The sequence below is a fragment of the Bradyrhizobium sp. CIR18 genome (genome assembly GCF_014198295.1).
GTDB lineage: Bacteria > Pseudomonadota > Alphaproteobacteria > Rhizobiales > Xanthobacteraceae > Bradyrhizobium.
Window position 1 is genome coordinate 375,533 of record NZ_JACIHF010000004.1, and the last position, 13,182, is coordinate 388,714.

The 13,182-nt window shown below is 64.0% G+C and carries 12 protein-coding genes; 6 read left to right on the forward strand and 6 right to left on the reverse strand.

Annotated elements, in window-relative coordinates; all coding sequences use genetic code 11:
• Positions 1-4: 4 nt before the first annotated feature.
• Positions 5-2,131 (reverse strand): acetate--CoA ligase family protein, encoded by a 2,127-nt coding sequence (locus tag GGD65_RS17550; RefSeq protein WP_183236042.1) that lies wholly within the window; start codon positions 2,129-2,131, stop codon positions 5-7.
• Position 2,132: 1 nt separating this feature from the next.
• Positions 2,133-2,903, reverse strand: coding sequence for an enoyl-CoA hydratase/isomerase family protein (locus tag GGD65_RS17555; protein WP_092256041.1), 771 nt, complete (start codon positions 2,901-2,903; stop codon positions 2,133-2,135).
• Between the two features lie 188 nt (positions 2,904-3,091).
• On the opposite strand from GGD65_RS17555, the gene GGD65_RS17560 reads away from it, so the two are divergent.
• A complete protein-coding gene (locus GGD65_RS17560) occupies positions 3,092-4,072 on the forward strand; it encodes a tripartite tricarboxylate transporter substrate binding protein (RefSeq protein WP_183236043.1) in 981 nt (326 codons plus the stop codon).
• 21 nt (positions 4,073-4,093) lie between these two features.
• Here the strand turns inward: GGD65_RS17560 and GGD65_RS17565 are convergent, their stop codons facing one another.
• The gene (locus tag GGD65_RS17565) at positions 4,094-4,780 is read right to left on the reverse strand and encodes a TetR/AcrR family transcriptional regulator (RefSeq protein ID WP_026201583.1); all 687 of its coding nucleotides are present in this window, start codon (positions 4,778-4,780) and stop codon (positions 4,094-4,096) included.
• A gap of 108 nt (positions 4,781-4,888) precedes the next feature.
• Here GGD65_RS17565 and GGD65_RS17570 point away from each other — a divergent pair, with 108 nt between their 5' ends.
• A complete protein-coding gene (locus GGD65_RS17570; protein WP_183236044.1) occupies positions 4,889-5,773 on the forward strand; it encodes an SMP-30/gluconolactonase/LRE family protein in 885 nt (294 codons plus the stop codon).
• Positions 5,774-5,785: 12 nt separating this feature from the next.
• Here the strand turns inward: GGD65_RS17570 and GGD65_RS17575 are convergent, their stop codons facing one another.
• Positions 5,786-6,700: a LysR family transcriptional regulator gene (locus GGD65_RS17575; RefSeq protein WP_183236045.1), complete on the reverse strand. Its 915-nt coding sequence runs from the start codon at positions 6,698-6,700 to the stop codon at positions 5,786-5,788.
• Between the two features lie 148 nt (positions 6,701-6,848).
• Here GGD65_RS17575 and GGD65_RS17580 point away from each other — a divergent pair, with 148 nt between their 5' ends.
• The 3 genes from GGD65_RS17580 to GGD65_RS17590 all read left to right on the forward strand — a co-directional run bounded on the left by GGD65_RS17580 (position 6,849) and on the right by GGD65_RS17590 (position 8,848).
• Positions 6,849-7,940: an LLM class flavin-dependent oxidoreductase gene (locus GGD65_RS17580; protein WP_183236046.1), complete on the forward strand. Its 1,092-nt coding sequence runs from the start codon at positions 6,849-6,851 to the stop codon at positions 7,938-7,940.
• A 52-nt stretch (positions 7,941-7,992) separates the two neighbouring features.
• Positions 7,993-8,487 (forward strand): flavin reductase family protein, encoded by a 495-nt coding sequence (locus GGD65_RS17585; protein WP_177237087.1) that lies wholly within the window; start codon positions 7,993-7,995, stop codon positions 8,485-8,487.
• 61 nt (positions 8,488-8,548) lie between these two features.
• Positions 8,549-8,848 carry a hypothetical protein gene (locus GGD65_RS17590; RefSeq protein ID WP_183236047.1) on the forward strand — a complete coding sequence of 100 codons (300 nt, stop codon included), beginning with the start codon at positions 8,549-8,551 and terminating at the stop codon, positions 8,846-8,848.
• 132 nt (positions 8,849-8,980) lie between these two features.
• On the opposite strand, the gene GGD65_RS17595 is transcribed toward GGD65_RS17590, so the two are convergent.
• Complete coding sequence (locus tag GGD65_RS17595; RefSeq protein ID WP_183236048.1) at positions 8,981-9,976, reverse strand: tripartite tricarboxylate transporter substrate binding protein; 996 nt, start codon at positions 9,974-9,976, stop codon at positions 8,981-8,983.
• A 374-nt stretch (positions 9,977-10,350) separates the two neighbouring features.
• On the opposite strand from GGD65_RS17595, the gene GGD65_RS17600 reads away from it, so the two are divergent.
• Positions 10,351-11,487 carry a GNAT family N-acetyltransferase gene (locus tag GGD65_RS17600; protein WP_183236049.1) on the forward strand — a complete coding sequence of 379 codons (1,137 nt, stop codon included), beginning with the start codon at positions 10,351-10,353 and terminating at the stop codon, positions 11,485-11,487.
• 27 nt (positions 11,488-11,514) lie between these two features.
• Here the strand turns inward: GGD65_RS17600 and GGD65_RS17605 are convergent, their stop codons facing one another.
• Positions 11,515-12,738 (reverse strand): NAD(P)/FAD-dependent oxidoreductase, encoded by a 1,224-nt coding sequence (locus GGD65_RS17605; RefSeq protein ID WP_183236050.1) that lies wholly within the window; start codon positions 12,736-12,738, stop codon positions 11,515-11,517.
• Positions 12,739-13,182: the final 444 nt, after the last annotated feature.

Sequence of the window (13,182 nt, forward strand, 5' to 3'; positions counted from 1 at the left end):
AGATTCAGTGTGGGACCGGCCGCTCTCCGTGCGGGATCAGCAGCGCATCGAGCGCCACGGCCCCCTCACCCTCCGCCCGTAGCAGCAGCGGGTTGACGTCGATCTCGGCGATCTCATCGACATGCGCGGCGGCAAAACGCGACAACGCGGCAACGGCCGAGGCCGCAGCTGCGAGGTCGGCCCGCGGCCGGCCGCGCGCGCCGTCGAGCACCGCGAACGCCTTGAGCGATTTCAGCATGGCCATCGCCTGCGTCTCGCTGACCGGCGCCATCTCTACGGCGGAGTCCTGGAGGATCTCTGCGAAGATGCCGCCGAGGCCGACCATCACCACCGGCCCGAAGACGGGATCGATGCGGCTGCCCAGGATGAGCTCGGCGACGCCCTTGGCCATTGGCGCTACGATCACACCATCAATCGTTGCATGCGGCGCCCTGGTGACGACGCGGTCGCGCATTTGGGCATAGGCCCGCCGGACCTCGGCTTCCGAGCCCAGGCCTACGACCACACCACCGGCCTCGGTCTTGTGCGGCAGATCGGGCGAGGCAATCTTGAGCACCACGGGATAGCCGATCTCGGTGGCGGCACGCGCCGCCGCATCGACATCCTGCACGAGACGCTCGGCAAGGACTGGAACGCCGGCCTTGGCCAGCGCGCGCTTGGCTCCGAGCTCGTGGCGGAAGGCATCGGTCGGGAGCGGCCCCGCCAGCGCGACGGCCGCGGGCGCGTCCTGCGGACGCTTCGACACCGCCTGCAATCGCACCAGCGCGGCGATGGTTGCGCAGCAGCCGTCGAAACTTTCCACCGTCGGAAAGCCCAGTGCGTGCAGCTCGGTCAGCGCATCCTCTGGACCGTCGACGCACAGGATGACGGGACGGTGCGGAAATTGCGTGCGGATGTTGCGCAGCGTGTCCATATAGATGGATCGCAGGCGCGGCAGGTGCAGCGAGAACGGCAGCGGCAGGATCACCGCATCAGCGCTCTCGTCCGCCACCACGGCGGACATGATCTTCTCCAGAAGATCCGGACGGCTCGACATCTGCGCCGTGGCGTCGACCGGGTTGCGGGCCGATGCGAACGGCACCAGCTCAAGAATCTGCCGCTGCGTCTCCTGTCGGAGTTCCGGCAGGGTCAGCCCGACCGCTTGTGCCGCATCCGCGAGCAGCACGCCGAAGCCGCCCGACGCCGTGAGGATCGCGATGCCCGGCCCTTTCGGCAGCCGGTCCGGCAGCAGGATCGATGCGGCGTGGCCGAGATCGACCAGCTCGTCGATGCTGCGGACGCGCACCGCGCCGCAACGGGCAAACAGTGCGTCGAATACGGCGTCCGATCCGGCCATTGCTCCGGTGTGCGACGCCGCGGCAGCCTGCCCAGCCGCCGACGTCCCGATCTTCATCCCGATGACCGGCTTGCCGGCATCACGCGCCTCTTCCAGCGCCGAGATCAGGCGGCCGGCGTCACGGCAGGCTTCGAGGCAGCACAGGATGACCTTGGTGGCGGGATCACGCGCCATCCAGGCGATGCCGTCGGCGATGTCGATGTCGCACTCGTTGCCCGTCGTGATGAAGCGGCTGACGCCGACACCGCGCTCGCTGGCGAGCCGCATGGTGTAGCTGCCGAGATTGCCGCTCTGCGACACGATTCCGAGCGAGCCGGCAACCGGCATGCTGTGCTCGAGCACGATCGAAAACGTCGCGATGCTCTTCTCGGCGATGCTGACCGCGCCGAGACAGTTCGGCCCCAGCAGGCGCATGCCGCCATTGCGCGCGGCGACGCGCAGCCGCTCCTGCATCGCGCGGCCCTGTTCGCCGAGCTCAGCAAAACCGGACGAGAACACGACGACGCTGCGGACGCCACGCGCGGCGCACTGCTCCACGGCCTCGCCCGCGCGCTCCGCGTCAACCGCGATGATGGCGAGATCCGGCGCCTCCGGCACCTCGGCAACGGAAGCATAGGCCTTCAGGCCCTGCACCATCGCGGCCTTCGGGTTGACCGGATAGATGCGGCCTGCGTAGCCGTGGCGACGCAACAGATCGACCGGCCGGCCACCGATCTTGGTCGCCTCTTGCGAGGCGCCAATGATCGCGATCGAACGCGGCGACATCAGCGCGTCGAGACCTTCTCCCGGCCGCATCTCAGCGCCCCTTGAACACCGGTGCGCGCTTCTCCAGGAACGCCATCCGCGCTTCCTTGGCGTCTTCCGTCTTCGACAGCGCCATGGTGATGTTCTGCTCGAAGCGATAAGCGTCGCGCGGCGGCATCAGCTCGACCATGTTCGCCGCGTTCTTGGCGTATTCCATCGCGATCGGGCTCTTGGACGCGATCTCCCGGGCGAGCTTCATCACTTCGGGGATCAGGTTTTCCTTGGTCGTGCAGGCCTCAATGATGCCGAGGCGGTAAAGCTCGGCGGCCGGCACGCGATAGCCGGTGAAGAACATGCGGCGCATCAGCGAGCGGCCGAACAAGGTGTTCAGCATGGCCGCACCGCCGGCGAGCCCCACATTGATCTCGGGCATGCCGAACACGGCCTCTTCGCTGGCGTAGAAGATGTCGCAGGAGGCCATCAGGCCAACGCCGGCCCCCAGCGCAACGCCGTTGATGGCCGCAATGACGGGCTTTGAGCATTCGCGGATGCAATTTCCGGTCTCGCGCGTGATCCGGTTGTGGCTGTGGAACGCACCGATCTTGGTCGGATCCGGACGATCCTTCAGATCCGCGCCGCTGCAGAACACCTTTCCGGCTCCGGTCAGGATTGCGACCCTGACGTCGCTGCGCTCGGAAATCTCGTCGAACACCGCGACGATGCGGTCGCGCATCGCGCGATCGAGCGCATTCACGGGAGGCCTATTCAGCGTCACCAGCGCGATGTGGTCGGACACTTCGAGGGTGACGATATCTCCTGACATGGCTTCCTCCTGGGCTTCTGCTTGCCTGGTTTGTCTTGCTTGTTATCGCCTGACCGATCGGTCAGCTTTTCGCGGTGATAGCACCGAACGTCGCAGCTGGCAATATCCTGCCGATGTCCTATTGACCGACCGATCGGTCAGCCGATAGATTCACATGCAATCAAAGAACGACCTTGAGGAGGACTCGCATGCCCAGGATCAGCCGACGCCAGGCGGCAACTCTGATCGCCGGCGCCCTCGCCGCTCCGCTTGCCGCACCTGGCATCGTGAGAGCGCGCTCCTCTCAGACGGTTTTCATCATTGTGCCTTATGCGCCCGGCGGCTCCATCGACAGCCTGATGCGCTCGATCGCGAAGGCGATGGCGGAAAGCCTGGACCAACCGGTTCTGGTCGACAACAAGCCCGGTGCCAACGGCATCGTCGGATCGCAATATGTGGCGCGCGCGCCGAAGGATGGATCGGTCCTCTTGGCCGGCGGCACCGGCCCGATTTCGCTGAACGTGCTGCTGCGCAAGAACCTGCCCTACAAGCTCGCGGATTTCGCCTCCGTCGCCATGCTCTGCAACGGCCCGCTGTCGCTGACCGTCAACGCGCGGACGCCCGTCGCCGACGTGAAGAGCTTCGTCGCCTATGCGAAAGGGCGCGACAAGCCGCTGTTCTACGCTACCCTCGGTCCGGGCAGCGTCACTCATCTGTTCGGAATCATGATGAGCAAGTCGATGGGATTTGCCGTCACCGACGTCGCCTATCGCAACAATCCGGCCTCCATCATGGAAACGCTGTCGGGAGAATGCGACCTCAATTTCGCAACGCCCGCCGCAGTCATCGAGCACGCGCGCAGCGGTCAGCTTCGCATCCTCGCGGTCTCCTCGGACAAGCGCATGGCCAGCTTCCCGGAGATCCCCACCCTGGCCGAATCCGGCTATTCCGACCTGACGGCATCGTTCTGGACCGCGCTGCACGCGCCTGCGGGCACGCCGCGCGATGCGATCGCGCGGCTGAACGCGGCGGCCAACGCCGCGATGCAGAAGCCCGAGATCGCAAAACAGCTCGAGACCGACGGCTTGATGGTCGATACCGGCGCACCGGACCGGCTCGACGCGCAGCTGACCAAGGATGCCGCGCTCTGGGGACCGGTGATCAAGGCGCAGAACATCGTGTTGGAATGAGGCCCGGCCACCAGCCGCCGCTCAGCGCGATTTGCGCCGGCCTGTCTTGAGCGGCTCCTTGGGCGGCACCGCTCCGGGAAGCTCGACCAGCTCGCCGCTTCGCAGCCCGTTGAAGATCATGTCGAAGAATATCTCCGCGATCTGCTCCGGGGTCGCGGACTTGTTGGGGTTGTACCAGCGATGCATCCAATTGAGCGAGGAAAGGATCAGCCGCCCGGTCATGGGAACGTCGACCTTGCGGATTTCGCCGGCATCGATGGCTTCCTGGATCAGGCCGCGGAGAAAATTCTCGAAACGGTCGCGGCGCGTCAGCCGCTCCTTGTGCCTGTGGCGATCGGGATCGTTCCAGAAGGCGGTCGTGGAGGCGATCCAGGCCCAACGATAGCGCCGGAAGTATTCGGCCGTGGCGACCATGAACGCGCGGATCTTCTGCGAGGGCGCCCCGTCGGGAATGCGATCGCGCACGAACAGATAGAGCTCGAGCGTCGAGCCGACCGCCACGCGCGCGTAGATCTCGTCCTTGTTGGCGAAATGGTGGTAGAGCAGCGACTTGGAGATGCCGCAGGCGAGCGCGATATCGCGCATCGACGTTCCCTCGAATCCCTTGCTGGCGAACAGCCGCCCGGCTTCGGCAAGAATCTGCAGCACGCGGTCGGAGGCCTCGGCCTGGTTCGCAACGCCGTCCTTCATCGTTGACAGTTCAGTCATGAAGCCTGCAATCCATTCGGCGGCCCGGCGCCGACCAGAGAACCCTGGAATGAAACTAGTTTTTCACAGACCGATCGGTCAAGCCCGGCGCCCCCTTCGAGAGGAACCATGAGCGCAATCCGGATTATGCGCATGGGCGCGACAAAGGACCAACTCGGCGAGAGCCCGGTATGGGATGAGCGCCGCAAGCGCTTCTTCTGGATCGACGCGCTGGCCGGATTGATCCGCATGCGCGATCCCGCCACCGGGCTGGCGGACGCGTTCAGCGTGCCTGCGCCGATCGGTTCGATGGCCCTGCGAGACGATGGCGGCGCGGTGCTGGCCATGCGCCACGGATTTGCCGGTTACGATTTCGACAAGCGCACACTGATCGAGGGACCGTCGATCGGGCTGGACCACCCGAAGCTGCGGCTGAATGACGGAAAGGCCGATCCCCATGGTCGCTTCCTGGCAGGCACGATGCACAGTGACCGCGCCGAGGATGAGACGCCGCTGGGCGGTCTCTACCGGCTGGACGCAACAGGCGCGGTGGAGCTGCTGGAGACCGACCTTGCCGTGAGCAACGGACCGTGCTTCAGCCCGGACGGCCGGACATTCTATCTCGCCGACAGCGCAAGATGGATGATCTGGGCCTACGACTACAGGGCGGAGGGTCCCCTCGCGAACAAGCGCGTCTTCGTCGAGACGGAGGCGCAGCAGTCGGGTTGCGACGGTGGAACGATCGACTCGGAAGGCTATCTTTGGTCCGTCCTCGTGCGCATCGGCAAGATCGCGCGGTTTGCACCTGACGGGACGATGGTGCGGACGATCGACATGCCGATCCGTCACCCGACCAGCCTCACCTTCGGCGGACCCGATCTCGACGTCCTCTACGTGACATCGATCTCGCGCAGCCACGCGCTCGCCGACGATCACCCGGATGCCGGCGGCCTGTTCGCGATCGAAGGCCTCGGCGTGCGCGGGCTGCCGGCGCACAGGTTTGCTTCGGGCTAAGCGCGACCTCGATTACTGCGATCGCTTGACCTGCTTCGGTACGTTCTCCGCCATGTAGTCCACGAACACCCTGATCTTCTCCGGCAGATAGCTGCTCTGGAGAAACGTCGCGTAAATGCCTTCATCGAAGGTGGAGTTCGTCACCCGGAAGCCCGACAGCAGGCGGATCAGACGCCCGCTCTTCAACTCCTCCGCCACGGTGTAGTCGTCCAGCAGGGCAATGCCGTGCCCGGAAACGGCGTGATCGCACAGCACCACGCCGTTGTTGCTACTCAGGGACGAAGGCACGACGATCTCGCGCAGCCGGTTCTTGCGCATGAACTTCCAGACCACGTCGTCGGGACCCATCCAGTAGGTCAGGCAATTATGGCGGGTGATGTCCTCCGGTTCGCGCAATTTCGGCATGCGGCCGACGTAGTCCGGTGAAGCCACGAGAATCCGCTCGCTCCTCAGCAGCCTTCGCTGCATGAGGCCCGCGTCCTTCGCCGCCTGGATCTGGAAGTCGACGTCGAATTCATCTTCGCGAAGCTGTGGACGCCGCTCGGACAGACGCAGCTCCACCTTCAGCTCCGGATAGAGCTTCTGAAAGCCCGGTATCAGGGGCGAAAGCACCTTGATGCCGAACAGCGTCCGCGAGTGCACCCGCAGCGTTCCACGCGGTGCAGTCTGAAGCGCAAGCGCCGCGGCTTCGGCATCTTCGATGCCGTGCAGCACCTGCTCGGTGCGCTGGAAGAAGATCTTGCCGGCATCGGTCAATCCGAGATGGCGCGTGCTGCGGTTCAGCAGCTGCACGCCGAGCTGCGCCTCGAGCTCGCCCACGTAGCGCGACACCGACGCCGGCGAGAGCCCGACGCGGCGCCCGGCCGCGGAAAAGCTGCCCTCACGGACGGCGCTGACGAACAATTCCATGGCCTGAAGGCGATTCATTCGATCTTTTCAGATTTTGCAAAGGACATGCTCAGATTACGTCAATTGTTCGAAAAAGCTCAAGCCCCTAGCTTGCTGAGAACGCGTCGCAAAAGCGACGAGCGGCCGCAAGCGCGGCCGAGAAGAAATCCGGTGGAGGACGCAACCGATGGAATTCGGCGTATTCATTCTGGCGCAGCAGCGCGGCTATCATCAAAGCTCGCAGCAGGTCATCAACAACGCTGTCGAGCAGACGGTTACCGCCGAGCACGCCGGTTTCGACACGGCGTGGTACGCCGAGCATCATTTCAACAATTACAGCCTCTGCCCCTCGCCGCTGATGATGGTCGCGCATTGCGCCGGCCTGACCAGGCGCATCCGCCTCGGCACTGCGGTCTGCGTGCTGCCACTGTACAATCCGGCGCGACTGCTCGGCGAGATCGGCTTTGCCGACACCGTCTCGAACGGCCGCTTCGATCTCGGCATCGGCTCGGGCTACCAGAAATTCGAGTTCGATCGCTTCGGAGTCGATCTCGACCATTCGCACGCCCTGTTCGCCGAATTCTACGACGTGCTCGAGGCCGGCATGCGCGAACGCATCTTCTCCTATGACGGCGAGCATCTGAAGATGCCGCCGACCGCGATCGCCGTGCGCACGGTGCAGAAACCGATGCCGCCGATCTGGGTCACGTCCGGCCATGGCGAGACCCTCGGCCGCGCCATCCGTGACAACCACAATCTGTTCGTCACTGCGCTGCTCAACGGCCTCGACGCCATCAAGGCGCTGCGCGAACGTCTCGAGGGGATCGCGGCTAACGAAGGCCGTTCGATCGACGACACGCATTTCGGCTTCCTGCGCTGCGCCTATGCCAGCGACAATGACAGTGAGATCCAGTCCTATCTGGACAATGCGCGCTTCCAGCGCCGGCTCTCCGAAAGTCTGAAATTCCGACGCGCCCAGAGCGACGACGGCTATCTGATCAAGGAAGAGGCCGGCCCGAACGATATGAGCCTGGAAACGATGCGCAGCAACCTGCCCGTCGGCAGCGTCAACCAGGTGATCGACCGTATGCTGGAAGAGATCAGCATTCTCAAGCCGTCCCATATCGCGCTTCAGACCCAGCTCGGCGATTTCGATCAGCGCACGATGCTGCGCCAGATCGAATTGTGGGGCAGCAGGATCATCCCCGCGATCCGGAAAGAGCTGAAATCCGCCCCTGCCGGTCGCGGCACGATCGCGGGCGACGCGGTTTCGGCATAGCGCGGCGCCAGGGCGAGCCCGGAGGTACGTCATGGGATGCCAGATCTCGCAAATGACCGATGTCCGCTCAGTCGAAGCTGCCGAATTCCGCCTGGCCATGCGCAACCTCGCGAGCGGCGTGGCGATCGTGGCGACGGGAACAGGGACCGCACGGCGCGGGCTGACGGTCAGCTCCGTCACCTCGCTGTGCATGGAGCCGCCCTGTCTGCTCGTCGGCGTCAATGCGAGCTCCGAAACGCATGCCGCCATCCTCGCCAATGGCTGCTTTGGCATCAGCCTCCTCGGCAGCGGACAGGAAGATCTGGCGCTGCGTTTCGCCGGCGGCGCCAAGGGCATTGACCGCTTCGCGACGGCGCCATGGGCACAAGGCGTCCTTGACGTGCCGCTGCTCGAACCGGCGATCGGCGTCCTGGAATGCGTGCTGCATCATCACCAGATGGTCGGCACGCATGGTCTCTTCATCGGCAGGATCGTGGCGACGCGCGGCGGGGACGGCGACCCTCTCGTCAATTTTCAGGGCGCGCTGCGGGCCTTGCCTCAGGCATAGGCGGCTCCGGCGGTGCCAAATCGGCATCGTCGCCCAAGGGCCAGAACATTGGAGCGGCATCGTGATCATCGAATGCTTCGACGGCGGAATTGTCCGGCTCACCGAGCCGTTCGACTTCCACAACTTCAAGCTGGCGCTGCATGCCGACGCGAATTCCGAAACGCAGGGCTGGAAAGGGATCACGCTTCTCGACGATCGTGATGCGCTCGTCTCGATCGATCTGGTTCCTACGCTGGCGGGCCGCCCTGATGACGCAAGCTGGGATCGGCGCTATGCGGAGATGGTAGCCAAGGCGCGCCAGCATGGCTGGATCGATGCCGAGCGACAGGCGATCCGGGCTCATATCGAACGAGCGCGGTAAGGCTGGCAGTTTGATGCAGCGGGCAGACCCGATGGCACTGACCGCCGCCGGCAGAACATCCCGAAGAGCTCTCGCTCAGCGACGGCTTCCGTCGGCATTGGTTCCGGCTTCACACGCAGGCCCGGCGCGATCTCAATCGCGCTTGAGCCCTGTCGACCTGACGATGGGAGCCAGGCGGACCAGTTCATCCTCGACCAGGCGCTGAAACTTGTCGGGACCCGAATCGATGTCCGGCTCCAGACCTTGTGAGCGATAGCTTTCCTGCAAGTGAGGATCGGCCATCGCCGTGCGGGTCCCCGCTGCGATCCGCTCCACGATCGTATCCGGGGTCGCTCTTGGAGCGAACAAGCCAAACCAGCCGGCGTATTTGAGGCCCGGCATGCCGGATTCAGCCACCGTCGGAATCTCCGGCGCGCCGCTCAACCGCTGTTCGCTCGTCACGGCGATCAGCCGCAGCTTGCCCGCAAGGTGCAACTGCAGGATCTGACTCGATACCACGGCAATGACGGCAGAGATCTGGCCGCTGACCAGGTCGTTGGTGGCGGGGCTCATGCCCCGATAGGGGATGTGGACGACGTCCGCTGCGAGGCCGGATTGCAGCCTGAACATTTCCCCGACGAGATGATTGCCGGTGCCGACGCCTGGGGTGCCGTAGGAAAGCTTGCCCGGATGAGCCTTCGCAAAGGCTATCAATTCCTGCAGATCTTTCACCGGCAAGGATGGCTGCACGGCGAAGGCAAGCGTGCTTGTAATCAGGCGATAGATAGCGCGGAAATCGCGAACCGTGTCGTAGGCGGGTTGCGGCGACGACAACGGAATCATCACCTGCGTGCTGCCATTACCGAGCAAAATCGAATAGCCATCGGGGGCGCTCTGCGCCACCGCGGCGGATCCAATCGCACCACCGGCGCCGCCGATATTCTCGACATAGATCGGCCCCAGCAGCGAGCCCATCCTGTCCGCCCAGGGACGTCCGATCTGATCACCAGCGGCGCCAGCCGTATAGGGAATGACCAGCTTGATGGGACGGGAGGGATAATCGTCGGCGGCAGCGCGGCCGGGCCATGCGGCCAGCGCCGTGATCCGCGCCGCCATATCGAACAGCTCTCGCCGTGAAAGGGGGGACATCTTCCGCATATTCCGAACTGAGCTGGTCATCATACACGAATGAGGGACCTTGGAAATCCGTGCAGGACGATCGCTGCCGCGCTTGGCGCAAGCGCACATTCACGACCACCACCGGCGTCAACGACGAGGTTTCGTTGGGGCGGGTGAACTTCAGCTGCCCGGAGCCTTGTCTGGCATCAGGCCGCCTCTGCACAATCTCATCCTGAGACCAAGCCCAAACGGCTCTGGAATTTAAGAATTTGGTAACGATACGAACGTGGTTGAGCGCGTTAATGCAAATCGCACGCCGCCGGTGTCTTGCCCGTAACGGCCTGCTATAAGGCGTAGCCACGGCTCGATCGACTTCGCGAATTATCCGGTTTCCCTGATTGCGCATGAACAAGCTTAGCAACACGTTCGACATCGTCATCGAGCAGGCGTTCGACTTTCTGTCTCCGGAATATGCCGAGCTGTTTGATCGCTCGGCTGCCACTGCGTTCCAGCATCCGATCTGGCTGCACAGCCTCTACACCAGGCTCGCGTCGGATGCGGGTGCGACACCTCTGGTCGTCGTGGTCCGCCACCGCGCGACGAGCGCCCTTGCGATGGTGCTGCCCTTGCTCCGGATCCGGCGCGGTCCGATCCGAACCGTCGAGTTCGCCGACCTCCGTGTCTCCGATTATCTGGCGCCGGTTTGCAGCCCGAAGTTGTTTTCACAACTGCTCGACGACGCCGAAGCATGCGCGGAGATCCGGCGCCTCGTTCGTCCTTTCGATCTGCTCCGGATGACCAAGCTGCCCGACGGGCGGCTTCCGATCGAGAATCTCCTGGCTACATCCCGCCGCGTATCGATGGACACCAACGCCTACGCGACGGTGCTCGTCGCGCCGTTCGAGCAATGGCGGGCCAGTGCGATCGATCGCTCCTATCAGAAGGAGCTTGCAAAGAAATATCGTCAGCTCCAGAAAAAAGGCGCGCTGAGCTTCTCATGCTGCAACGACAGCGTCTCCGTGCTCGAAGCGCTGGATGTGATGAGGAAGTTTCGCGGACCGCGCTTTCAGGCGCAAGGCGACGGAGATCTGCTCCAGCGTCCCGAATATTTCGGCTTCTATTCCGACGTGGCCCTTCGTGGTCTCGGCTCCTTTGTGCGTCTCTATGCCATGAAGATGGATGGCGAAGTGATCGCCGCCGTGCTCGGCCTCTGCCATCAGGGCAGTTTCCTCATCATCATGAGCGCCTTCGACATTGCCGGGTACAAGAGCCAGTCGCTCGGCGCGCTGATGTTCGAGCAGGTCGCGCGGGATTGTATCGAGCGCGGCGATCAGATGCTCGATTTCACCATTGGTGACGAGCCATACAAGAAACTGTTCGGCGGACAGCCCTCGCCGATGTGGGCGATCACGAAAGCCGGCAGCACCGCAGGTGCCGTCGCCCTGTTCGCGCTGAAGCAGGCTCCCTGGCTCAAACTGGCGGCCAAGCGGCTGTCGGATTTGCGGCTCCTGCCCGCCCGCACCCCGACGCCCACGAGCTGAAAAACGGCAGGCGAAGGGCTACGGAGCTCAGGCGCGCAACGCCCCGCGAACTCGCCCGAGCCAGCCGGGATGCATTTGATCGACGCGGTGCGCCAGGCTACGCCGCAGGAAGTGCAGCCGGCGCCGGACATCCCAGCCGATATCGTTGCGGGATGTCAGGGCCTGGCGGAAGCGCGCCATCTTCAGGGACTGCTGGTCCGCCGCGATCTTGTCGCGATCGGAATAGAACTGCGGGATCTTGTCCAGGCCCATGCCTGGGGTCGCGAGCCACTTCGGAGCATATTCGGTGCACAGACGATCGACGTCCACCAGCAGGCGCGCGACGCCCGTGCCGGCGGCGGGACAATTGGTCTGGAACGCATCGCCGATGAGCACGATGCCGGGCTGGAGATGTCCCTCGACCACGGTCAGATCCATCACCCAGTTCTGGACACGGTCAGTGACGCGGAAATCGCCGAGATAGGGCCGCAATCCCGGCAGCAGACGCAGAACTGTCGCTTCCGGCTCACGGCGCAGCTCGCGCATGATCGGATCGGTCGGGTCGCGGAACATGAAAAGATTGGCCCGCATCCCGGCGCGCACCGGAAACAGGCTGAGATAGTCGATGCCGTCGGCGGTGCGCTCGCCATAGCAGGTCAGCGCCTCGAAATCGAACGGCGCGCCATCGCGGCGGGCGATCGTGAAGCCGAACGAGACCGAATGGCGTTCGGCCAGAATCTGCCGCTTAATACCGAGTTTGTAACCGAGAGCCGCCGCCATGCCCGTGGCCAGAACGACGAGGCGCGCAGTCACGCGCCGTCCGGAGGCCAGCTCAAGATGCTGGACGTCGTCGCTGCAGCTGATCGCGGTGACCTCGTCGACGATCAGATCGGATGGATCGGGGATCCGGCTGCGCGCCATGGCGACGAGATCGGCATAGGGAAATCCGTAGGCCTGGCCGACGCTGACATCGACCACCTTGCCTTCCCGGATATTGAGCACCTGATCATATCGACAAGCGACATTTTCGAGCGCATCGAGGAAGCCCAGCTTGCGGAGCATCGCCAATTGATGGCCACCGATCTTTTCGACCCGGAACTCATCCGGATGGACTGCCCGCTTGTCGATCAGGGCGATGCGATGCCCTGCCCGCGCCAGCACGGCCGCCGCAAGCGATCCTGCGAGGCCGCCGCCGACGATCGCGATGTCCGCAACGATCGTCGAAGTGCCAGCAGTGTCGATCGGCTCGGTCACAGTTCTATCCGCCGTCATGATCCAGGCTCCCACGGTCAACCAAAGCCGCACGTGCAATTCTCCGGCCTGATGTCGCATCGCAGGACCAAAGGCGATCATTTCTCGGTATCGAGGTTAATGAAGCAGAGAGCCGGGCTACCCAGACGATAACCGGCACGCCTCTTGCTCGGGATTCTCGGTAAATTCCGGCTTCCGGCAGTTCTGCGGCCGATCCCGGCGAGCCATTCCGCATTCAAGCGCCTGATCTCGCCTTTATCGGCCGTCGATGCGGCACTATGCCGTCAGTCGGCCTGAGTTCGGCGCTGCTCTATTTGGGACAACGGGGACGGCGATGTTCCACAGTGGAGCAACCGGCATCATCGCGGTATCGAGTCGCGGGCGAGATCCTGGACGCCCGCATTAACACTCGCTGTTTTTCGGCATGCTAGGTTGTCACCGATATCGGAACATGTTTTTCAGGGG